The organism is Pseudomonas sp. MPR-R2A5 (genome assembly GCF_058793055.1).
Genome location: NZ_JBXAFK010000031.1, coordinates 59,513 through 79,133 on the forward strand (window position 1 = coordinate 59,513; position 19,621 = coordinate 79,133).

Here is a 19,621-nt window from a genome sequence, read left to right on the forward strand (position 1 = left end):
ATAGAGATCGGTGCGATGTGCTCAGCACCGAGCAGCCGGTTCGTTGCCCTCGGGCGTTATTCCGACACGATATCCTTGCCTGCCGCCTTGGATCGGTACAGCGCCTGGTCGGCGCGAGCCATCAGGGCGGTCGGCGGTTCCCCGGTGCGCCGCTCCACCACGCCGAGGCTCAGGGTGACGTTGAAATCGCCCACGGCGGGCAGTTGCGCGATCCTTTGGCGGATGCGCTCGGCCAACGCTTTCGCCGCCTCCAGCGGGCTTTTGGGCAGTACCACGATAAATTCGTCGCCGCCCCAGCGCGCCAGCAAATCGCCCTGGCGCATGCAGGTTTCCAACCCTTCCACCACCCGCACGAGGGTCTGGTCGCCCACGCCATGGCCGTGTCGATCATTGATCAGCTTGAAGTCATCGATGTCCATGGCGACCAAGGCCAGCGGCAAACGAAAGCGTTCTGCCCGCTCGCATTCCTCCAGCAGCACTTTCTCCAGGCGATAACGGTTTGCGACGCGGGTCAGGGCGTCACGCTCGGCCAGGGAGCGGTTTTCCTCCAATTGCAATTGCAGTTGCTGATTGACCCGTGACAGCTCGCGGGTGCGCTCGGCCACCAGGGCCTCAAGGGATTGATTGCGCCGTTCGAGCTGCTCGATGGAGCTTTTGCGCGTTTGGATATTGCGGTGGGAGCCCACCATCCGCGCTACCGAGTCATCGAGGTTGCGCGCAATGATGTAGCCACGGTCTTCGATCCACAGGTAAGTGCCGTCTTTTTTGCGGCAACGGTACTCGATTTGGTAATGGGGGGACCGACGCTGGAGGTAGTCATCAAACACTGCCATGACGCGAGGGTAATCGTCCGGGTGGATGATGTTCTCCCAGGTGAACACGCTGTTCTCCAGGGAGTGGGGGGGGTAGCCGAGCATTTCATACCAACCCGGGTTGCGGTAGACGAACCCCGTATTGGCGTTCCAGTCCCAAATGCCATCGCTGACCAGTTCCATGACGGCATGCAACATATCGGCGTTGAGGTCAGAAAAGTCATTCCTCAACGAATTGCTGCCAGGTGTATCGTCCATCTGTGCGCTCCCTGCGTTGGCTGGCACTTGGGACCAGCGATATTGACACCGATACTCCGTGGCTGACGCTACTGTACAACGGGCCTTGCACGCTTTGAATAGGGCGGATGCACGGCTCCAGGGTGTGGCTATGGGCCATTATTTGGGCGCCACCATCCTCGTCCGAGGCTTCCCGTCGGCGTTGTGCTGGTAGATCGCTTCAGGCTGGCCTTGTTCGTTGAAAAACACCTGGCCGATGCCTGCTGAGTTCCATAAACGTTCGCCGGCCTGGGCATGTTCCGGGATATGCGGCTCCACTTGCATGGTGCGACGGCGGGTGAACCCGTTGAGGGGGGAACGAGGGGAGTAGAGCCAGCGGTTAAGGCGGTCGAACCATTCCAGCAAGCGTGGCGGGAATTCGTTCTTGATGCCGCTGCTGGTGATCTGCCAGATGTTCGGGCCGGCGTTGCGGTGGCGGATCAGCACTTCGTACACGAACGAGTAATGCACGTCGCCCGAGAGGATCACGTAGTTACCCGGCGTACGGGAGTGACGGAAAATATTGAGAATGACTTGGGCGGCGCCGCGATGGGCCATCCAGTTTTCGGCATCCACCAGCAGCGGGTGGCCGCACCAACTGAACACCTTCTGCACGGTCTCGATCAGCTTGACGCCAAAAATCGGCGCGGGCGAGACGATGATGGCCGAGGGGTGGTCCAGCAGTTGCTGTTGCAGTTCGCTCAAGGCCTCCCAGTCCAGCAGGCCGGAGGGTTGTTTGAGGTTGAATTCGCTGCGCCAGCGACGGGTGCGGGTGTCTAGCACCACCAGGGCGGGAGTGGTGGGCAGCCTGTAATGCCATTGCTGGAATTTCAGCAGGGCTTCGAGTAGCGCATCCTGGGCGGCGCCGTCCAGGTGGTTGCCGCGCGCCTGGGCGGCCAACGTCTGGGTTTGCGCTACCAGCGCGCCAAACACCTCGGGCTGGTTACCCCAGCCCTGGCACAGCAGGTAAGCGAGCAGGGCATTGCCGATGATGCGTTTGGAGAAGGGGTGGCCATAGGCGGTTTCTTCCCACTGGGCGCTGAGGTTCCAGTCGTCGGTGATGTCGTGATCGTCAAAGATCATCAATGTGGACAGATGGGCAAATACCCGTGCCACACCCGGCAGGCCATCGCGAAATCGATCGAGTTGCACCTGCTCTCGGGCATACCGGTGCTGTTCATCGGCACTCAGTTGCGGTGGCTGCGGTGTGATCAGGCGCCAGGGCGTGGGCGACCAGGCCAGCAAATACATCGCCATCACTTCGGCGAAGGTCACCAGGTGGTTGTCGGCAGTGCTGCTGGTGAAGATCGGTTTCTTCACGCCGCCAAAAAAGCGTTCGCGCAGGGTCTCGTTGCTGTCCAGGGCGGGCAAAAGGTCCGCTCGGTGGTAATAGCTCGCGCGATGCCCATAGAGGCTGGCGCTGTCGTCCACCACCGCGCCTTCCAGGTATTCATCGAACAGGCCCAGGCATGTGATCAAGGCGTGAATCGCCCGCAGCATCGGCCCGGCCACATCGTCGGCGTACACCTGGTCGCCGCTCATCATCAACAGCGCGGGGCGCTCCGCCGGCGTGGGCGCGCTGGCCAGCAGGCGATCGACGCAGAGCAAGCCTTCGTCGGCAGGGTGGTGCGGTTTGCGGCAGGAGCCGTGCACCAATTGGCGAATGCGGCTATGCAGGACAAAACCCGGGGTGTCGGCGTTGCCATACAGCAAGTGTGGCGCCCACTCGGCAATGCCGGTGCCATCGACCAGCAGGTCGTAGCCGATCATCACATCCTGGGGCAGGGCATCGGCCAGTGGGAGGTCGATCAAATGGATAAACGCATGGCGCCCTACGGGCACGACTTGGCATTGCGCTTGAGCCAATGGGAACGCCAGTGTCTGCCCGGCAACCTGCAGCTTGAGGGTCAATGCCAGTTCACGGCTGCCCATCAGCCACATCACCAGGCGCTGGGGCTCGAGACGTCGCAGCATAGGGCCGGCGAGGACGGCGGGCAGGGTGCCAGCTTGAAGCATAGGAATAGCGGCTCGGTGGTAAAGGGCCTCAAGGGTAAACCAGCGGATGTCGCTTTTTTGTCAAGGCGGGATGTCGAGCAAAGGAAAGGGGCCGGTAAAAGTGGCCCCTCTCTTTACTGCTTAAAGCACGTTACCGTTACCCAGGCTCTCCAGGTTGCCAGAGCGAGTGTTTCGCCGGGGCGTGCCCTGGTTGTGGGTATCAGTGGTCGATTCCTGCTCCGGCGTTTGTTGCTGCGTCGGTCGGCTTTGTGGTTCAGGCGCGGCTTCGACTTGCCGGTGGGGGTTGAAGTAGTTAGCGGTAGAGCCAAAAAAGATATCGATCATGAAAACCTCTGCTCTGTCGGGGCGTTGAATCAGCGTGATCAACGCACATCGAACCTACAGAGAGGGAAAGGGCTGGCCTATAAACGCCTTGCGTCAAGACATGACCCGGTGATCGTTATCGAGCCATGGCCATGCAGCGCAATGGCTCGGTCATGCAGGTTCGAATATCCGTCCGGGCCCCGATCTTCAAGCATCAGGTGTGAGTGCCTTCAATCACCTTGGGCACGGTAAAACGGAACTCACTGCCACGCCCCACCTCACTTTCGGCAACGATTTTTCCTCCGTGGGCCTGGACAATGCCCTGCGTGATATACAGCCCCAGCCCGCTGCCGGTGGGATTGTTTTCGGTCTGGGTCCAATAGCGGTCGAACACATAGGGCAACTGCTCCGGTGCAATGCCATCACCGGAGTCGCGTACCGAGACCACAATTTCTTCACCGTTGCTCATGGCGCTGATGCCGATATTGCCCTGGCGCGGGGTGAACTTGATGGCGTTGCCGATCAGGTTCGACAGCACCTGGAACAGACGCTCCGGGTCGCCATTGATCTGCAGGCCGGGCTCGGCGTTGAAGGACAGGTCGATGCCTTTTTCCAGCGCCAGCGGCGCGAGAAGGGAGTAGGCCTCCTCGAACATCTGGCCAACGTCCAGCGCCACCGGCTTGACCACGTAGCGTCCCGCCTCGATTTTCGAGGTGTCGAGCAAGTCTTCCAGCAGCACATTCATGCGCGCGGCGGCTTGCTGCATGGTGTCGATCGCCGAGGAAATTCGTCGCGAGGTGTGGGGGCCTTCGGAGCTGAACGTCTTTTGCATCATGCCGCAGAGCATCGAGATGACCGTCATCGGGTTGCGCAGATCGTGGGAGACCACCGCCACCAGTTCATCACGGGCCCGCACCGCCTGTTGCTCGCGCAGTACCTGTCGCGCCAGGTCATTTTCCAGTGCGGAGCGGCGCAGGTCGTTGGCCGCAAAGCGGTCGCCATGGCTCCACTTGGTGGAGATGCCGGCCATTTCCACTTTCCAGATTTCAAACGAGGTGCGTGGGCGCAGGCGCAGGCCGGCGTCGGAGTTTTCCAGGTCCAGCGGTTTGCTCGGGTCGCCGCTCCAGTTGATGTTTTCTTTCACTTCCGGGCGGAACCACAGCACACCGTTGTCCACCGGCTTAGGCAGGCTCATGGCCAATACCCCGCTGGCGACCTTTTGAAACGCCGCCGCCGGTGGGTAGACCGAGGCCAGGTGATGGCTGGCGAATACCGGCTCGCCGCTTTCCTTCAACCACTGATGCAGCGCACGGATCTGCGCCGGCTCCGGGCAGTTACCGTAGCGGTGCAGTTGTTTGTCTTCGATGATCGCCACGCCGCCGGACAGGGTCAGGTCCATGAGCCATTGGCCGTGCTGGGCCAGGCCATCGAACACGGTGTTCTCAGAGGCTTTCATGGCGGCATCGAGCAGCGCCAGCGTTTCGACTTTTTCTTCGCGTTGACGGCTCAGGTCGAGGGCCTCCATGGCACTGATCTGCAGCGACAGCACCTGGCCGATGGTCTGGCAGGCGATGCGCAATTCATTGGGCACCAGCAGCGGTTCGCGATTGCCGCAACTGATCAGGCCCCAGAGTGTGTCACCCTTCATCAGCGAGATGCTCATGGACGACAGCACGCCCATGTTCTGCATGTACTGGCAGTGAATCGGCGACACGCTGCGCAGAGTGGCAAAGCTCAGGTCCAGGGGCTCGCCGTTGTCCGGGCGCAGCTTGGGCAGCAGTGGCACCGGCTCGTAGGCGGCGTTCGGGATGATGCGTAGCCAGTTGGTGCGGTACAGCTCGCGGGCCTGCTCCGGGATATCGGACGCGGGGAAGAACAGCCCGTTGAACCGTTCCATGGACGGTGCCGATGCTTCGGCGATCACCTGGCCATGGCCTTCTTCTTCGAAGCGATAGATCAGCACGCGGTCATAGCCGGTCATGGCCTGGATTTCAGTCACGCTGATTTCGTACAGCGCTTGCAGGGTTTTCGCTGATTGCAGGCGTTGCAGCATCTTGCCCAAGTCACTGGTGCGGCCATTCAGCGCCCGTGGGTGGAAATCCTTGAGGTGCGGTTCGAACTCCAGTACCAGCACACCCTGGTGACGGTGCAGCAGGCCTTCGAACACTGCGCCGTTCAGGCTGACGTGCAGCGGCGGCGCGTCGAAAAAGCTGTTGTGCTCAGCCATGGCCTGTACGGCTTGGCCGTGCTCGGCACCGATCAGCATATGCAAGGGTTGGCCCAGCAGTGTCTCGGGTGCGTGGCCGAACAAGGTGCCCACGTTGGCGCTGACCTGGATGATATTCAGCTCAGGTTCTGACAGCGTCAGTAGCACGCCGTGAGGTTGAATCGCCCCCGGAAAACGGATCGGCTCGTTGGCACAGTTGGTAAGCAGCTTTTCAAAATCTTCGGGTTTCATAGCAGTACCTCCTGGCTGTCGAGCCATTGCTCAAAGCAGCTGAATGTTGAACGGGCCGCGTCTACCGCGCGCTGTCTGGCGGGCGTGTCCAATGGCTGGCGGCCTAGAAAGTCGAGAAAATCCGTCCAGCGCCGACCGGTCTCGGCGCCGTACACATCGAGAAACGCAGCGCCGTTATCCGCGTCCAGGCCCAGGCGCTGAGCCATTTCCCGGCGCAGCACCTGGCCGCCCAGGGTCGCGCCTTCCAGTACATACAGGGCACCGAGGCAGGCAGCGGGAGTGTCGAGGCGGGGCAGGTCTGTACAAGGCGGCAGGGTATGAATGGTAGCGTCACTCAAGCCCAGGGCGTGAAGATCGCTGACCAGGGTGGGCGTTTTCACACGCATGGCCTGGTCGAATCCGTCGGGGATCAAGTCACTGTCGTACAACGCGGCTTCCATCGGGCGATAAAACCCGTAGTACGCCCGGAGCAGGCGCTCGTACCAGTGGGCATCCAGGCGCTCGGAGAAAAATGGCAGACGCTTTTCGAGGACGACATGCAGCAGGGCAGTGCCCGCCCGCAGCGCTTCGAGTAAGGAGGGCGCATCTACGTCATGGGCCTGTGAGTGCATTCGGTGAGCTCGGACTGTGGGTCTTGCGACCATGAATGACGCGTGGAAATGGGCGGCGATTCTACACAACCGATGGCCGTCAACTGAACGAGAAAGGCGAATGTGCTGACCAGCGGATCAGAAAAGTCGCTCCCTGCCTCATTAATGACCCCGATGCCGGTGCCGAAGTTCGGCACAAGTGATGTCGCGACGCTATTAGTGCATGGAAGATTCCTGTTGGGTCAAGGCCGTTTGCACGCATTCGAGCAGGTGCTCCGTGCTCCACGGCTTGGGCAAAAACCTCACGCTGGCGCCCAATTGCGAAGCCATGGCCCGGTTGCCTGAGGTCAATACCACCGGAACGGATGGCCAACGGTGCGCCACCACGCGGCTCAAGTCATAGCCGTTCAACAGGCCAGGCATCTGGATATCGCTGACAATCAGGTCCACCCGGTCATCGGCCCGCTCCAGGAAAATCATGCCTTCATCCGCCGAAGGAAACGAGGTCACGAGCGCCCCGAATTCCTCCAGTACATCCACCATCAACGATCGAATGATCTCGTCGTCTTCCAATACCAAAATCGATGGCTGAGCCATGATCCTTACTCCACCATCAGGGTTCAGTAGGGTGGAGTGGACGCTGGTCGAATAGGTTCGATTGGAAGTTTTATATGCGATGGATGGTCAATCGAAGCCTGGCAGGCCAGGTTCGCTCGTTTGCCTGGCGCAGAGTGCCTGCGCCAGGATACCCTGCGCGAAAATCAGGGACAGGCCCGATATCCGAGCCATTTGAACAAGGTCGTCAACCGTGAATGCCCCCGCCCCGCCCTTACTGGACAACACCCTCGGCAACCGCATGATCAAGGTCGACCACGCGGGTGAGCACGGTGCGATCTGCATCTATAGTGGTCAACGGTTCATGGCGCGGTTGTTCAACCCGGCCCTGGTGGCCGAACTCACGCAGTTTCTCGACGACGAACGCCGCCACCGGGCGGTATTCAAGGCTGAACTACAGCGCCGCGGCTATCCGCGTTGCCGCAGCTATTGGCTGTGCGGGCTTGGTGGCCTGGTGCTGGGGCTGATCACCGGCCTGTGCGGCCGCAAAGCCATCATGACCACCACCGTCGCGGTCGAAAGCGTCGTGCTCAAGCACCTGGCTCATCAGTTGCACACCCTACGTGACATCGACCCGCAGGCGGTCAGTGCCATTGCGTCCATCGTGGCTGAAGAGCAGCACCACCATGACCAATCGGCGGCGCAGATTGATGTGAGTGACCCATGGTTCAGGCTGTTGACGCCCGTGGTCACCGCCTGGACCGAAGCGGTGATCTGGATGGGCATGCGTTCCTGACAAGCAGGCATAATGACCGGTACCGTCCGATGTGGAGTCACTCATGAAGTACGCCTTCCTTTCCCTCGCCCTGGTCCTCAGTACGGGCTCGGCGTATGCCGCCGGTGATGCCGAGGCGGGCGGCAAGCTGTTCGCCAAGACCTGCGGCGGTTGCCACAGCATCGGCGAAGGGGCCCGCGGTGGGTTTGGCCCCGAACTCAACGGCATCATCGGCCGCCCCGCCGGCACCACCACCGACTACCAGTATTCAGACGCGATGAAGAACTCCGGCGTGGTCTGGACCCGAGACAAGCTTGCGGCCTATATCGAGGCGCCGAAGAAGGTGGTGAGCGGCACGCGCATGATTTTCTGGGGCATCAGTGACCCGGAAAAGATCGACAATATCCTGGCCTACCTCGAGACATTCCAACCCCAGTGATCATTCCCGCACATTCCTGAACAGCATCAACCGCGCACTCTCATGCAGCCCCCGGGTCAGCGCCTGCAGGCGTTGAAAGGCCTCGGGGTGCTGGTTGGCGACGTCGTCGCGGGGCGTCGCTGATGCCAGGTCATGCAGGGTGGGTGAACTGCCGTCGTGCTGCATCTGCAACAGGAAGTCCTGGGTTACGCCACCGATGATCGGGAATGTGCCTTCGCGCAACACCAACGGCACCATGCGCTCGCCCTCCGGTGCGGGTTGCTGGATATCCCTGCCCAGTGTGCCGTTGCGAAAAGGAATGCCCGCCATGCCGGCCACCGTGGGCAGCAGATCCGCCAGGCCGACGGCCTCTTCGATGACCCGTGGTGACAGGCCGGGCGCGTGGATCAGCAGCGGCACGTTATTGCTTTCCAAGCCTAACTGCTCGAAAGCCGGCGCCATATGCGGGATCTGGCTGATGCGGGTGTTGTGGTCGCCGAAGAACACAAAAATGCTGTTGTCGTAATAGCCGCCCGCCTTGGCCATCTCCATCAACCGCCCGATGTTGTAGTCCAGCAGGCGCACGGCGTTGTACTGCTCGACACTGCGCGAGCCGGCGGCCTGGACTTGCTCCAGCGACAGGTGTTTGACCTCGAAGCCGTCGTTGAACTTGGGGATCGTAAAGGGCCGATGGTTACCCGAGGTTTGCAGGTAGGCGAAGAACGGTTGGCCCTTGGGCACGGCACGTAACAGCGCGTCACCTTCCTTGAACAGGTCCAGGTCGGATATGCCCCATACGTCGACCCGGGGCGAGCGCCAGTGGCTTTCTTCAAACAGCTGCACGCCGTCGATGCTCTGGCGGATCAGTGCATTGATGTTCGCCCAGCCGGCATTGCCACCGATCATGTAGAACTTCTGGTAACCCTCGAACGCATTGATCAGCGTGTGTTGCCGGGTGATCAGCGGGTTACGCGTGGCCGTCTCCTGGCGGGTGACATCCGGCACACCGGTGATGCTGGCCCACACGGTTTTGGCAGTGCCGGTGACGGGGACGTAGAAGTGTTTGAAAAACCAGCTTTGTGTGGCCAGCTGGTCCAGGTTCGGTGTGGGGTTGAGCGGGTTGCCATAGGCGCCCACGGCGCTGGTGCCGAGGGATTCGAGCATCACGAAGATGACGTTGGGCGGTTGCTCGCCGCCCAGCCGATAGGGTTGCACGCCTTGTTCGCGGATGAAACTCAGGGACTGGGCATCGGGCTGGGCCACGCCCAGGTACTGGGCGACTTGCGGGTAATACTGGCGGACCTGGGCTTCATCGAACTGCGATTGGCCGACCTTGAGTGTGTCGTACAAAAACAGCACCGGGTTCAGGCCCACGGCGGCCAGTTGGCTGTTGCCGGAAAAGAATGCATCGCTCCAGCGCAGGGGGACCGGGTTTTCCAGGTTGAGATGGGCGACACGCCCGAGCAGGGCGAGCAGCACCGCGACGACACCCATCACACTCACCACCGCCAGTGCCGGCTTGCCGATGGCGGTGGGCGCTCGATCCAGGGTCAACCGCTCCAGGCGGACCAACGCCCAGACCCAAAGCGCCACCGCCGCGAGCCAGCAGGCGGTTATCCATAGCACCGGGTAGGTTTCCCACACCATCTGCTGGGAAATTTGCGCGTCTTGCAGGTAACGCAGCACCGTCGCATTGATACGTACGCCGAGGTAGGCGTAGTGGCCGAAATCGATGATGTAGACCAGCCCCACCACCGCCAGTGCGATGGCCAGATAACCGCGCGCCAGCCAGCGCAGGGCCGGCAGGGTGGTGAGGTTCCAGCGCGGCAACCACGCCAGCACGGCCAGCGGCAGCAGGATCAATACCGCCAGGCGCAGGTCGAAACGCAGGCCGATACCCAGGGTTTCCAACAGCGCCGGGGTGTTCAAATCCAGGCCGGAAAAACCCAGCACAAACACCAGCCGCAATGCCGCCAGCAACACAAACATCAACCCGATCGCGCCCACGCCATAGCGCAGGCGGCGTGATTGCAACGCACTCATCTATTTTCCCATTGTTTAAAACAACACAAGTCCAATGTGGGAGCGGCTTGCTCCCGATGGGGGGCGTTCAGTGCCGGATGTACTGACTGACACGCCGCCATCGGCAGCAAGCGCCCTCCCACAGTTTTAGTTGCATGAGTCCAGCGACCACGCAGTAGCCCGCCAAGAGCGGGTCGACCAGATAATCCCAATAGTTTTCCGACGCCTTGAGCCGTAACGCAAAAGCCAACGTGCCCATCGCCAACATCCACACCGCCAGCGTATTCCGCAGCCACAGCATCAACAGGGCGGTGGCCGCCACCAGTACGATCATCGGCCGCGGGTTGAAGCCCCAACGGTACGGGTCGACATAGGTCAGGCCCAACGTGGCCGGATACAGCACCAGGCTCAGCAGGCCAAACAGCAGCAACATCTGCACCTGATGGGGGCGCCTGAGCGGCTGCACTACCCCCAATCGACACAGCCCCACCCACGCCAGCAACACCAACGTGCTGATCGCCAGGTCATCGGTAAAACTGCGTACATACGCTGCCAGTGGCAGCTCGTTGACTGGGATAAAACTCACCGCCACCAGCACCGGCAGCAACCACGGTCGCCAAGGTGCGGTGACGCGCAGGGCGCACAGCGCCACAAACCCCAGCAGCACAAAACTCAAGTGGGCTTGCCACAGAGAAACCATCAGAGACGCTCCTCCAGCCAGGCTTCGTTGAAGCTGACATGTTTGATGAAGGTGTTATTCCATGAGTACACCAGGTGGTACATGCCGTCCGGGCTGCGGCTGAAATAGGGGTACTCGTACTCGAAATCGCAGCCACGGGGTTTGCATACGCGGTAATCCAGGCTGCTGAGAAAGCGCTCTTCCAAGGGCAGGCGCTTGGCGCCGCTGGAGGCGCGGAAGCCTTCGCCAATGATCGCTTTGTAAGCTTCGGGAGAGAACGGTTGGCCGAGCGGGTCCGGGGACTGGTCCAACTGTGCCACCGTGCGCCATTGGCTGAGCTGGGCGTCGGTGCCGTAGAGGCTGAGCTTGAAGCGGCCGTCTTGCAGGTCATTGAGGGCCACCAGCAAACCATCGTCCACCGTGCCGACTGCCGCCAGCGACGAGTTGGGGTTGGCCGGCTCCAGCGGATAGGGCTCGCTCCAAGTCTGCCCGGCATCTTCGGTGCGGCTGGCCAGGACGCGGTGATGGGTGTCGCCGGCGTAGCGCAGCATTGCGATGGCGCGCTTGCCGTCCAGCGGCACGATGGTCGGTTGCAGGGAGTTCTTGCCGCGGCTGATGCGGAATTTATCGATCACTGCGCCATCGGCGCTCAAGTACAGGTACTCGGCAAACTTGCCCATGAACTCGTGGTACACCGGCAGGCCGATGGAGCCGTCAGCGTGGAACACCGGCGCGGCGCGCACCAGGGTGCTGATGTTAAAGAACGGCGAGGTCACCAGTTGCCTCGGCGCCGACCAGTTCGCACCGAGGTCGTCCGACACCATCACGTTGATCGCACTGGTGGCCCAGCCGCCGACCGACACCGACACATAAAACATCCACAGGCGTTTGTCCGGCGCCATGGCGATCACCGGGTTGCCCAGTTTGCGGATATAACGCTGGGTGCCGTCGCGGGTGCTTTCCCGGGTGGCCAGCACCTGCTCGGCGCCCCATTCCCCGGTGCGTGCATCGAAGCGTGCGGTGCGCACCTGCACATCGGCGGCGCCTTCGCGCGAGCCGGCGAACCACACGGCCATCAGGTCGCCGCCAGGCAGGGCAGTGACGGAAGAGGAATGCACAAAGTCGGTGAGCTGGGAGGACACGAACCGGCTGCTGTACTGCGCGGGCGCCGCAACTTTGGCGGTGTTCGGGCTGGCCTCGGCAAACGGTGCCAGTACATGGGGCGGATGGCTCTGCCAGGCGGCGAAAAACACCGCGAGCAGGCTGCAAATCAATAGAGCGGAGCGCATAGAGCACCTGTCGGGAAAAGGATTACTGCGCACGCTCATCCGGCAGGCGCTTCCTGCGACCGGTGAGCATGGATAACGGCAGGTTGTCCCGTACCTGGATGCTTTCGAATACCGCCGCCAGCACATGCACACTCACCAAGCCCAGCAGTAGATTGGCTGCGGTCTCGTGGGTCTGCAGCGGCCAGTCGGCGCCCCACAAGGCGTCGACTTCCTGCATCAGGAAGCCGCTGATGCCGATAGTCAGCAGGGCCAGCAACATCAGCAGCATCACCAGCGCACCCAGCGGCGAATGGCCCAGGCGGTGGTGCGGTCGGCCATTGAACAGCGAGCGTACATGGGCATTGAGCCGCTTTGGCGTCGGCCAGAAATCTGCCCAACGCGCACTGCGCGGCCCGATGAATCCCCACACTGTTCGAACCAGCAGCCAGGCCATGGCGTAGTAGCCCAGCCAGACGTGCCAGTCGTCGCCCGCTTCGTTAAAGAAGTAATTGGCAACGAAGACCCCGGCGATGGACAGATGAAACAGCCTCACCAGCGGGTCCCACAGGCGCAGGGATTCGCCTGGCATCAGCCTTTGATCTCAGTCTTCACGGCTTTGCCGGTGACCGGGTCGTGGTAGATCTCGACCTTGCGTTTGTCTTTGTCGAAGCCATAGATCTCATAGCAGTTGCCGTCGGTGACCTTGAATTTGCTGATCTCGTAGCCTTCGGCCTTGAGCTTGTCCTGGAAGACCTTTTCGTCTTGCCATTGCGAACGCTCGGCGGTGGTGCACTGCGGGCCGGCGAGGGCCAGGGGGCTGGCGATGACCAGGGACAGCAGGAGAATTTTGCGCATGGAAAAGCTCTCAGCAGTTGTGGGAGATTTCACAGTGCAAAACCAACCTTAGTGCAAGCTTAGTTGGCAACGAGTCGTAACATCTTTCCCGAAATAGCCCCGCCCAGAACCCGGCATGATGCCGCCGTTTCCTACAGAGAATTCGTTATGCGCCTGCTGCTTGTCGAAGATGACCGTGCCCTCGGCCAAGGGATTCGGGTGGCCTTGGGCGCTGAGGGCTACACCCTCGACTGGCTGCAGGATGGCGTCGCGGCCTTGCATGCCTTGCGCACGGAAAGCTTCGATCTGTTGCTGCTCGACCTCGGCCTGCCGCGCCTCGATGGCCTGGATCTGTTGCAGCAACTGCGCGCCGAGCAGCACGACCTGCCGGTGCTGATCCTCACTGCCCGCGACGGCACCGCCGAGCGCATCGCCGGTTTGGACGCCGGTGCCGATGATTACCTGGTCAAGCCGTTCGACGTGGAGGAGCTCAAGGCCCGTGTGCGCGCCTTGTTGCGCCGCAGCCAGGGCCGTGCGCAACCGATGCTGGAACACGCTGGCATCAGCCTCGACCCGGCCACCCAGCAAGTGCGCTATCAGGATGAGGACATCATCGTCACCCCCATGGAATACCAACTGCTGCACCAACTGATGGTGCGCCCCGGCAAAGTCGTGACCCGCGAGCGGCTGTCGCGCGCGTTGTATGGCTGGCAGGACCGTGTCGAGAGCAACACCCTGGAAGTATTGATCCATAACCTGCGCAAGAAGTTATCCACCGAGCTGATTCGCACCGTGCGCGGCGTGGGCTATGTGCTGGTGCTCAAACCATGACTTCCGTTCGCGCGCGCATCCTCGTTCCCGTCCTGGTACTGATCCTGCTCGGCGACGCCCTGATCAGCTGGTTGGTGCTGCGCGACAGTCACCACGAAATCGAAGAAGTCTACGACGCGCAACTCGCCCAGAGCGCACGCTTGTTGCAAGGCGTCCTGCGCCAACGCGACCCCGGCGAAGCGGACTGGAACCGCTTGTATGAGGCGTTTGACCAGGCCATGAGCCGCGTGGGTGAGGAGGGCGTTGCCCATCCCTATGAAACCCGCCTGACCTTCCAGGTGTGGCGCACCGATGGTGAGTTGCTGGTGCGTTCCACCGAGGCGCCCGTGCTGGCGGCCCCACCGGCTACCCTCGGCGCCCATGACATTGTGGACAACGGCAACGACTGGTGCGCGTTCCTCCTCGCCGACCCGCAACAGGGCCTGCTGATCTGGGTGGGCGAGCGCGACGACATTCGCCAGGACCTGATCCAGCGCATCGTGCGCCACACCCTCTGGCCGACCCTGATCGGCGTGCCGCTGCTGGCGCTGTTGATCTGGCTGGTGATCGGCTGGGGCCTCAAGCCCTTGCGTGCCATGGCCCGCAAGATTCGCGGGCGCAACACCGACACCTTGCAGCCGCTGCACCTCAAGCCCTTGCCCAGCGACTTGGAGCCCATGCAAACCGCGCTCAATCGGTTGTTGGTCCAAGTCGACGAGCTGCTCGAACGCGAACGCCGTTTTATCGCTGACGCGGCCCATGAGCTGCGCACACCGCTGGCGATCCTGCGGATCCATGCGCAAAACGCCCAAATCGCCGGCACTGAAGAACAACGGCGTGAGGCGTTGGATTTTCTGGTCAATGGGGTCGATCGTGCGACGCGCATTGGCAGCCAGTTGCTGACAATGGCGCGCATCGAACCGCAACTGAACAACCCTACGCGCAGCCGTGTGCACTTGACCGAGTTGGTGCGCGAAGAGCTCGCCGAGTTGACCCCGCTGGCCATGGAAAAAGACGTGGAATTGGTGCTGGAAGGGAACGAGGAGTGCTGGGTCGAGACCGACCCCGTGGCGCTGGCCATTGCGCTGCAGAATCTGGTGACCAACGCCCTCAACTTCTCCCCGCTGGGGGGCGAGGTGAAAGTGGTGATTGGCGTCCATTGCTTGAGCGTGGAAGACCAGGGCCCGGGGATTGATGAGGCGCAAATCGGGCGCTTGTTCGAGCGCTTTTACAGCCAGGGCAACGCCAATGGCGCAGGGCTGGGACTGGCGATTGTGCAGATGATCGTCGGCAAGATCGGCTGTCGGTTGGCGCTGCATAATCGTGAGCGAGGCGGGTTGTGCGCGCGGTTGGTGTTTGACGAGAGCTGACGCGAAATGTGTGAACGCAATGTCAGTCGCGACGAAGATCAAATGTGGGAGCTGTCGAGCCCCGGCGAGGCCGCGATGGGATCACCTCGGTAAGCCTGTCAGGCCGCAGCCCTGCATCGCGGACTTTCCACTGCGGAACATTCTGTTTAATCACCGGTCCAGTTATCATCGTCTTTCACCCTGATAAGGACATCCTCCCGTGAAGCGAATCGCGCTGCTCTCCCTCGCCCTGGCCCTGTGCGCCTGCCAATCGAACCAACGTGACTCATCGCCCAGCCTGCTCAAGGACGGTATCCAGTTCCGTCAGAAAACCGTGGCCGTCGACGCGGACCACGCCAAAGTCATCATGAAGGCCAGCGGCGGCACCAACCCCGTCGAATTCGCCATCCGCCGCGAAGGCGACCCCGACCAACGCCCGGAAACGCTTGGCACCGTGATGGACACCGGCGAAGGCAAGGTCTTCAACTGGATCGCCAAGCTCAACCAGACTGTCGCCAGCGCCGGGTTCAAGCGTTTTCCACAGTTGGAGATCCAGGCGGATCCTGGCAAGAAACTTACCGTGTCCAGCTCGGCGCGCAGCCAGGGCACTGGGGCTTACTACAGCTGCGGGCCGGTGATGAGCACGTTCAGCCCGGAGAAGGCCAAGGTGTATCTGGTGGAGTTCCAGTTCAAGTTTGACCGTTCTGGGTGTGCGCAGCAGGTGTTTGATATTACGGATCCGGCGAATCGGGTGTTGATTGGGGGGGAGGGGAGTGAGGCGAAAGAGGGGTAAGCGGAGTTGATTGAACGGTGGGCGTTGCCCGCCGTTTGCGTGGTGAAGGCTGGGCGAATACCACACCGTTGAAGGTGTGGGTGTAGCCGTCGCAAAATGGTGTCATTTGCTCGGGCGTCAGCTGAGGATTGACCTTTTGCAGTAGGCCATCTTCGTCGACCCACAAGCCGCTGTAGTAGCTGTTTTCATCCGTTCTCACGTACTCCTGCTTGTCACTTTCGTGTAGCGCAACCATCCAGAACACCGGCTCCGGACGATCCAGGCGGGCGTTGGCTTCGCTGAAAACCTGATCCCATGGGTGACCGACTTTGGATAGGAGAAAGCGGAATAGCGGGGTGTAATCAAAACCGTGTCGTTGATGGCTGTGCATCGAACTGCGGTTTGATCGTTTGTTTTTTTCTCTTTTGGTGTGCCGCTCATACCGGTAGGCAAGGCAACTTCCGTGGCGCACGTCATGGGTTCGGGTGTTGACTGAGCGGTAGAGGAGGGGCTTTTGCAGTGTAGGTCTCATTGCATCAAGGTTCCTTCTTGGGTTGTGTTGGTGGTGGCCAGGCGCCTTGGTAGCGGAAGGAAATTTGGTAGTCGAGGCGGTCGGGTTCAATGATGTGCTGGAAGTACGGCTGAATGATCGTTATCCAGCTCGGCAGCACATTGAATACGTCGGCATATATCGCGGTTTCTTCGCCTAAACCCAATGCTTCAAAAACACTGTCTGGATCTGCGATATCCGCTGAATACTCATCTGCCTTCAAGTCATTGCTGTGCTTTTCGTACCATCGCAATCTGATTTTCATCACCATTTCCGAGTTCCTCTTTATCTGTAAATTCGACGTTTCGGGTCCGCCGGTCCTCGACGCTCTGCCGTATAAGGATCAAATGCGCCGAGGTGTTCCAAATCACTGTTTCGATAGACCTCCAGCTCTCCTTTCTTGGAATCCCATTCAAATAGCTTTCTCCTTTTTGCATCTATCCAACGCTCACGTAAGCCAGCCCCGCTTTTTCTTGGTGTTACCGGTTTTTGGGGAATCCGCCCAACAGGCTGAAATGGCCGTAGTCCTTGATCAGCTCAAGCGGGACGTAGCCGGTGGGGTTTGCATAGCGAATGACGCCGTCGGGCAGCTTGCAGGGTTTGGTGAAAACGCAACCGGCTGGCTTGGCGGGTGCCGAGGTTGGCGCTGGGGGAGGGGCGAATATGTCGATTGCCGGAAAATAGGGTGCTGGCGTCGGCTGTCGGCTCAGGATGCGCCGCTTGAGTTGTTCTTCTTCGGTGATGGGATACGCGCGTTCTGACATGACGGGCTCACTTCCTTGTGCGAGGGAGTGAGCCTATTAACGATAACGGAAACCTGACACTCGCAATGTTCGATGAAGTACGTGAGAAAAGTCAGCTGAAACGCGACGAGTCTTGACGAGTATTTTTCTACCTTTGAGGCGACTCTTCATGTTTTCCAGCCTCATGACGATAAAGCAATGCGTGGGGTAGCCGCGTAAATCAGTTGTTGAGGCACCCTCTATCACTACTCCCAAGGAAGACCTTATGACCCTGCAGGACTTTTGCCAGATTCTCTCTGATCACTTCGCCCCGAAAGCCAAACAAGTCACCCGCTTTGCACATACCGGCTACTCATTTGAAGAGTGGGTCAATTGGGAGATTTTTACTGCTTTTGTTGACCGGGGTTACGAAGCCTTTCCCAAGCCTGCTTACAAGCAGTCTTTTGCGGACAACACATCAAAGTTTCTCGGGGATCTGCGCGTCTGCGGAAACGAGGGGACGCAGGTATTCCTTGAGGTTGCGACAGCGCATGCGTGGACCCAAAGCAAATGGAGAGACAAGATCCTCAATGACCGGCTGAAGTTGGCGAAGTGGGTACCCAAGGCTGAAAAAGCGCTGAAAATCCAGGTCGTCATCTCTTGTTCCAGTGAGCAGAAAGACCTGGAGAGCAACTGGCTGTATTGGTACCAGCGGATTAGTTTCTGGGGGGACAAGAGCGAAACGCTCATCCTGGATGATGGCGGTAATGGAGAAGTGGTCATCAAGGTCTGGGAAGTGGCGTGATGTTTGAGCGCCGCCCGCGTCACTCATAGCGTCTCGGCAGCGATAGACCTTGGGGGCCAAGGTCTTTTTTTGTGTGGTGATCAAGTCAACAGGTGTTTGGAAATCAGCCGGGAGATTTCAACGATCGAGGTCTTGCCGGTGAACTCGAATTTCACTTTCCCCAGCGACGAGAAGTAAATCTCCAACTCCGAATCCAGGTCAAACGTCCCGGACGTCTCCACCGAATACGCCACGATGTTTTTATACGGCAGTGAGGTGAAGTCCTTCTTGCTGCCGGTAATCCCCTGCACATTCACCGCGATGATGCGTTTGGTGGTGAAGACCACGCCGTCGCGCATGGCTTTGTAGGCGTCGATCACTTCTTCGCCGTCCAGCAGCAGGGCCGATACGCGTTCGGCGTATTCGTTGTTCTGTTTGAGTTTGAAAAAGCCTTTGTTGTTGAAGTCGATCATGGGCCTGGCCTTGGGTGAGTGGTGCGGTGGTGTATGCCGTTTTGCTCGCGGATCTGTATCTAACGCGCGCATTTTGAACGCCCTACCATTGGGTCCAAGCCTATAACCTTGGCCAAATGTTTCACGTCGACAAAATAACACCCCAGGAGCCCAACAATGCCCGAACTGTCCAGCTGGCTGGCCTATGCGCTTATTTCACTCGGCATGGTGCTCACGCCCGGCCCGAACATGATTTACCTCATCTCCCGCTCGATCTGCCAGGGCCGCACGGCCGGGTTGATTTCCCTGGGCGGCGTGGCGTTGGGTTTTCTGGTTTACATGGTGTGCGCGGCCTTGGGGATCACGGCCTTGGTCATGGCGGTGCCATTTGCCTATGACGCACTGCGCTTCGGCGGTGCGTTGTACCTGGCCTATATGGCCTGGCAGGCAATTCGGCCGGGTGGGCGATCGCCGTTCCAGGTGCGGGATTTGCCCAAGGACAGCCCACGCAAACTGTTCACCATGGGCCTGGTGACGAACCTGCTGAACCCCAAGGTGGCGGTGATGTATTTGTCGTTACTGCCCCAGTTCATCGACCCGAACGGTCATGGCAGTGTGCTGACCCAATCTCTGGTGCTGGGGTTTACGCAGATTTTCATCAGCGTGAGCGTCAACGCAGTGATTGCCACCATGGCCGGCTCCATCGCGGTGTTTTTCGTCACCCGACCGGGTTGGCAGGTGGTGCAGCGCTGGCTGATGGGGTCGGTGCTGATGGGGCTGGCGGTGCGGATGGCGGTGGAAGGGCGTCGCTGAACCGGACGTTACAGGATCGCCTTCAGGTAATCCTTGAGTGCGTTGAGTGGGGCATTGAGTTCGTGCAGTGTCGATGCTTGGCGCACATCCAACGTCAGCCGTTGCAGCTCGCGACCCATCACGGTATTCACGCCGCCCAAGGAGCTGAGTGCCACTGCCAGGCATTCGTCCAGTTTTTGCTGGATGATATTGATCTCGCCGTTGCGGACCAACAGCCCGAATACCTCGCGCTCGTATTCGCTCATGATCGGGTCATCACGCAGTATCGGACTCTCACCTTCTGTTTCATAGGCCAGTTTGTGCGAGAACAAGGCGACTGCTTCCAGTTGCAATTCCATGGTGCTGTTTACCTTAATGTGTCGC

23 protein-coding genes and 1 pseudogene are annotated in these 19,621 nt (G+C 60.3%); 7 read left to right on the forward strand and 17 right to left on the reverse strand.

What is annotated here, in order from left to right; translation table 11 throughout:
* Positions 1–56: 56 nt before the first annotated feature.
* From AC1Q6I_RS21435 to AC1Q6I_RS21460, 6 genes are all read right to left on the reverse strand, one after another.
* Positions 57–1,070 carry a sensor domain-containing diguanylate cyclase gene (locus AC1Q6I_RS21435; RefSeq protein WP_102624127.1) on the reverse strand — a complete coding sequence of 338 codons (1,014 nt, stop codon included), beginning with the start codon at positions 1,068–1,070 and terminating at the stop codon, positions 57–59.
* Between the two features lie 138 nt (positions 1,071–1,208).
* Positions 1,209–3,104, reverse strand: a complete 1,896-nt coding sequence (locus AC1Q6I_RS21440) for an alkaline phosphatase D family protein (protein ID WP_102624128.1) — start codon at positions 3,102–3,104, stop codon at positions 1,209–1,211.
* Positions 3,105–3,224: 120 nt separating this feature from the next.
* Positions 3,225–3,428, reverse strand: a complete 204-nt coding sequence (locus AC1Q6I_RS21445) for a hypothetical protein (protein WP_146015748.1) — start codon at positions 3,426–3,428, stop codon at positions 3,225–3,227.
* A gap of 193 nt (positions 3,429–3,621) precedes the next feature.
* Complete coding sequence (locus AC1Q6I_RS21450; protein ID WP_102624129.1) at positions 3,622–5,865, reverse strand: ATP-binding protein; 2,244 nt, start codon at positions 5,863–5,865, stop codon at positions 3,622–3,624.
* The gene (locus AC1Q6I_RS21455; protein ID WP_024077326.1) at positions 5,862–6,476 is read right to left on the reverse strand and encodes a biliverdin-producing heme oxygenase; all 615 of its coding nucleotides are present in this window, start codon (positions 6,474–6,476) and stop codon (positions 5,862–5,864) included. Before AC1Q6I_RS21455 ends, AC1Q6I_RS21450 begins: the two co-directional genes overlap by 4 nt.
* 195 nt (positions 6,477–6,671) lie before the next feature.
* Positions 6,672–7,052 (reverse strand): response regulator, encoded by a 381-nt coding sequence (locus AC1Q6I_RS21460; RefSeq protein WP_024077325.1) that lies wholly within the window; start codon positions 7,050–7,052, stop codon positions 6,672–6,674.
* A 211-nt stretch (positions 7,053–7,263) separates the two neighbouring features.
* On the opposite strand from AC1Q6I_RS21460, the gene AC1Q6I_RS21465 reads away from it, so the two are divergent.
* Both AC1Q6I_RS21465 and AC1Q6I_RS21470 read left to right on the forward strand, forming a co-directional pair.
* Positions 7,264–7,806: a demethoxyubiquinone hydroxylase family protein gene (locus AC1Q6I_RS21465; RefSeq protein ID WP_256581228.1), complete on the forward strand. Its 543-nt coding sequence runs from the start codon at positions 7,264–7,266 to the stop codon at positions 7,804–7,806.
* Positions 7,807–7,849: 43 nt separating this feature from the next.
* Entirely contained in the window at positions 7,850–8,224 is a 375-nt protein-coding gene (locus tag AC1Q6I_RS21470; RefSeq protein ID WP_024077322.1) for a c-type cytochrome, read from the forward strand.
* Here AC1Q6I_RS21470 and AC1Q6I_RS21475 read toward each other — a convergent pair whose 3' ends face one another.
* The 5 genes from AC1Q6I_RS21475 to AC1Q6I_RS21495 form a co-directional block, all read right to left on the reverse strand.
* Entirely contained in the window at positions 8,225–10,246 is a 2,022-nt protein-coding gene (locus tag AC1Q6I_RS21475) for an LTA synthase family protein (protein ID WP_102624130.1), read from the reverse strand. It abuts the gene before it with no gap.
* Between the two features lie 67 nt (positions 10,247–10,313).
* Positions 10,314–10,925, reverse strand: coding sequence for a hypothetical protein (locus AC1Q6I_RS21480; protein ID WP_069076976.1), 612 nt, complete (start codon positions 10,923–10,925; stop codon positions 10,314–10,316).
* Entirely contained in the window at positions 10,925–12,193 is a 1,269-nt protein-coding gene (locus AC1Q6I_RS21485; RefSeq protein ID WP_024077319.1) for a sialidase family protein, read from the reverse strand. The genes AC1Q6I_RS21480 and AC1Q6I_RS21485 overlap by 1 nt, the downstream gene beginning before the upstream one ends.
* A gap of 22 nt (positions 12,194–12,215) precedes the next feature.
* Complete coding sequence (locus tag AC1Q6I_RS21490; RefSeq protein WP_024077318.1) at positions 12,216–12,761, reverse strand: cytochrome b/b6 domain-containing protein; 546 nt, start codon at positions 12,759–12,761, stop codon at positions 12,216–12,218.
* Positions 12,761–13,027: a PepSY domain-containing protein gene (locus AC1Q6I_RS21495; protein ID WP_041161018.1), complete on the reverse strand. Its 267-nt coding sequence runs from the start codon at positions 13,025–13,027 to the stop codon at positions 12,761–12,763. The genes AC1Q6I_RS21490 and AC1Q6I_RS21495 overlap by 1 nt, the downstream gene beginning before the upstream one ends.
* Positions 13,028–13,174: 147 nt before the next feature.
* Here AC1Q6I_RS21495 and AC1Q6I_RS21500 point away from each other — a divergent pair, with 147 nt between their 5' ends.
* The 3 genes from AC1Q6I_RS21500 to AC1Q6I_RS21510 all read left to right on the forward strand — a co-directional run bounded on the left by AC1Q6I_RS21500 (position 13,175) and on the right by AC1Q6I_RS21510 (position 15,958).
* Positions 13,175–13,837, forward strand: coding sequence for a response regulator (locus AC1Q6I_RS21500; RefSeq protein WP_024077316.1), 663 nt, complete (start codon positions 13,175–13,177; stop codon positions 13,835–13,837).
* Positions 13,834–15,186, forward strand: a complete 1,353-nt coding sequence (locus AC1Q6I_RS21505) for a sensor histidine kinase (RefSeq protein ID WP_024077315.1) — start codon at positions 13,834–13,836, stop codon at positions 15,184–15,186. Before AC1Q6I_RS21500 ends, AC1Q6I_RS21505 begins: the two co-directional genes overlap by 4 nt.
* Positions 15,187–15,385: 199 nt before the next feature.
* A complete protein-coding gene (locus tag AC1Q6I_RS21510; RefSeq protein WP_024077314.1) occupies positions 15,386–15,958 on the forward strand; it encodes a hypothetical protein in 573 nt (190 codons plus the stop codon).
* Here AC1Q6I_RS21510 and AC1Q6I_RS21515 read toward each other — a convergent pair.
* The 4 genes and pseudogenes from AC1Q6I_RS21515 to AC1Q6I_RS21530 all read right to left on the reverse strand — a co-directional run.
* Positions 15,897–16,469: a hypothetical protein gene (locus AC1Q6I_RS21515; RefSeq protein ID WP_306661581.1), complete on the reverse strand. Its 573-nt coding sequence runs from the start codon at positions 16,467–16,469 to the stop codon at positions 15,897–15,899. The two genes, AC1Q6I_RS21510 and AC1Q6I_RS21515, sit on opposite strands and share 62 nt — an antisense overlap.
* A 4-nt stretch (positions 16,470–16,473) precedes the next feature.
* Positions 16,474–16,758: a colicin E3-like toxin immunity protein gene (locus AC1Q6I_RS21520; RefSeq protein WP_102624131.1), complete on the reverse strand. Its 285-nt coding sequence runs from the start codon at positions 16,756–16,758 to the stop codon at positions 16,474–16,476.
* A gap of 14 nt (positions 16,759–16,772) precedes the next feature.
* Positions 16,773–16,985 carry a colicin E3/pyocin S6 family cytotoxin gene (locus AC1Q6I_RS21525; protein WP_102624132.1) on the reverse strand — a complete coding sequence of 71 codons (213 nt, stop codon included), beginning with the start codon at positions 16,983–16,985 and terminating at the stop codon, positions 16,773–16,775.
* Positions 16,985–17,251 (reverse strand): annotated as a pseudogene (locus AC1Q6I_RS21530) (detoxification); the annotation flags it as partial. The pseudogene AC1Q6I_RS21530 and the gene AC1Q6I_RS21525, both read right to left, overlap by 1 nt.
* Before the next feature lie 244 nt (positions 17,252–17,495).
* On the opposite strand from AC1Q6I_RS21530, the gene AC1Q6I_RS21535 reads away from it, so the two are divergent.
* Entirely contained in the window at positions 17,496–18,014 is a 519-nt protein-coding gene (locus AC1Q6I_RS21535; protein WP_069076972.1) for a hypothetical protein, read from the forward strand.
* Positions 18,015–18,094: 80 nt separating this feature from the next.
* Here the strand turns inward: AC1Q6I_RS21535 and AC1Q6I_RS21540 are convergent, their stop codons facing one another.
* Positions 18,095–18,466 (reverse strand): PH domain-containing protein, encoded by a 372-nt coding sequence (locus AC1Q6I_RS21540; protein ID WP_024077309.1) that lies wholly within the window; start codon positions 18,464–18,466, stop codon positions 18,095–18,097.
* Between the two features lie 156 nt (positions 18,467–18,622).
* Between AC1Q6I_RS21540 and AC1Q6I_RS21545 the strand changes: the two genes are divergently transcribed.
* Positions 18,623–19,258 carry a LysE family translocator gene (locus tag AC1Q6I_RS21545; protein ID WP_024077308.1) on the forward strand — a complete coding sequence of 212 codons (636 nt, stop codon included), beginning with the start codon at positions 18,623–18,625 and terminating at the stop codon, positions 19,256–19,258.
* A gap of 8 nt (positions 19,259–19,266) precedes the next feature.
* Here the strand turns inward: AC1Q6I_RS21545 and AC1Q6I_RS21550 are convergent, their stop codons facing one another.
* Positions 19,267–19,596: a hypothetical protein gene (locus tag AC1Q6I_RS21550; RefSeq protein WP_102624133.1), complete on the reverse strand. Its 330-nt coding sequence runs from the start codon at positions 19,594–19,596 to the stop codon at positions 19,267–19,269.
* Positions 19,597–19,621: the final 25 nt, after the last annotated feature.

Excerpts from the sequence above, each read along its gene's own strand:
- AC1Q6I_RS21435 (WP_102624127.1), bottom strand. The coding sequence starts at position 1,070 with ATGGACGATACACCTGGCAGCAATTCGTTGAGGAATGACTTTTCTGAC.
- AC1Q6I_RS21440 (WP_102624128.1), bottom strand. The coding sequence starts at position 3,104 with ATGCTTCAAGCTGGCACCCTGCCCGCCGTCCTCGCCGGCCCTATGCTG.
- AC1Q6I_RS21445 (WP_146015748.1), bottom strand. The coding sequence starts at position 3,428 with ATGATCGATATCTTTTTTGGCTCTACCGCTAACTACTTCAACCCCCAC.
- AC1Q6I_RS21450 (WP_102624129.1), bottom strand. The coding sequence starts at position 5,865 with ATGAAACCCGAAGATTTTGAAAAGCTGCTTACCAACTGTGCCAACGAG.
- AC1Q6I_RS21455 (WP_024077326.1), bottom strand. The coding sequence starts at position 6,476 with ATGCACTCACAGGCCCATGACGTAGATGCGCCCTCCTTACTCGAAGCG.
- AC1Q6I_RS21460 (WP_024077325.1), bottom strand. The coding sequence starts at position 7,052 with ATGGCTCAGCCATCGATTTTGGTATTGGAAGACGACGAGATCATTCGA.
- AC1Q6I_RS21470 (WP_024077322.1), top strand. The coding sequence starts at position 7,850 with ATGAAGTACGCCTTCCTTTCCCTCGCCCTGGTCCTCAGTACGGGCTCG.
- AC1Q6I_RS21475 (WP_102624130.1), bottom strand. The coding sequence starts at position 10,246 with ATGAGTGCGTTGCAATCACGCCGCCTGCGCTATGGCGTGGGCGCGATC.
- AC1Q6I_RS21480 (WP_069076976.1), bottom strand. The coding sequence starts at position 10,925 with ATGGTTTCTCTGTGGCAAGCCCACTTGAGTTTTGTGCTGCTGGGGTTT.
- AC1Q6I_RS21485 (WP_024077319.1), bottom strand. The coding sequence starts at position 12,193 with ATGCGCTCCGCTCTATTGATTTGCAGCCTGCTCGCGGTGTTTTTCGCC.
- AC1Q6I_RS21490 (WP_024077318.1), bottom strand. The coding sequence starts at position 12,761 with ATGCCAGGCGAATCCCTGCGCCTGTGGGACCCGCTGGTGAGGCTGTTT.
- AC1Q6I_RS21495 (WP_041161018.1), bottom strand. The coding sequence starts at position 13,027 with ATGCGCAAAATTCTCCTGCTGTCCCTGGTCATCGCCAGCCCCCTGGCC.
- AC1Q6I_RS21500 (WP_024077316.1), top strand. The coding sequence starts at position 13,175 with ATGCGCCTGCTGCTTGTCGAAGATGACCGTGCCCTCGGCCAAGGGATT.
- AC1Q6I_RS21505 (WP_024077315.1), top strand. The coding sequence starts at position 13,834 with ATGACTTCCGTTCGCGCGCGCATCCTCGTTCCCGTCCTGGTACTGATC.
- AC1Q6I_RS21515 (WP_306661581.1), bottom strand. The coding sequence starts at position 16,469 with ATGAGACCTACACTGCAAAAGCCCCTCCTCTACCGCTCAGTCAACACC.
- AC1Q6I_RS21520 (WP_102624131.1), bottom strand. The coding sequence starts at position 16,758 with ATGGTGATGAAAATCAGATTGCGATGGTACGAAAAGCACAGCAATGAC.
- AC1Q6I_RS21535 (WP_069076972.1), top strand. The coding sequence starts at position 17,496 with ATGACCCTGCAGGACTTTTGCCAGATTCTCTCTGATCACTTCGCCCCG.
- AC1Q6I_RS21540 (WP_024077309.1), bottom strand. The coding sequence starts at position 18,466 with ATGATCGACTTCAACAACAAAGGCTTTTTCAAACTCAAACAGAACAAC.
- AC1Q6I_RS21545 (WP_024077308.1), top strand. The coding sequence starts at position 18,623 with ATGCCCGAACTGTCCAGCTGGCTGGCCTATGCGCTTATTTCACTCGGC.
- AC1Q6I_RS21550 (WP_102624133.1), bottom strand. The coding sequence starts at position 19,596 with ATGGAATTGCAACTGGAAGCAGTCGCCTTGTTCTCGCACAAACTGGCC.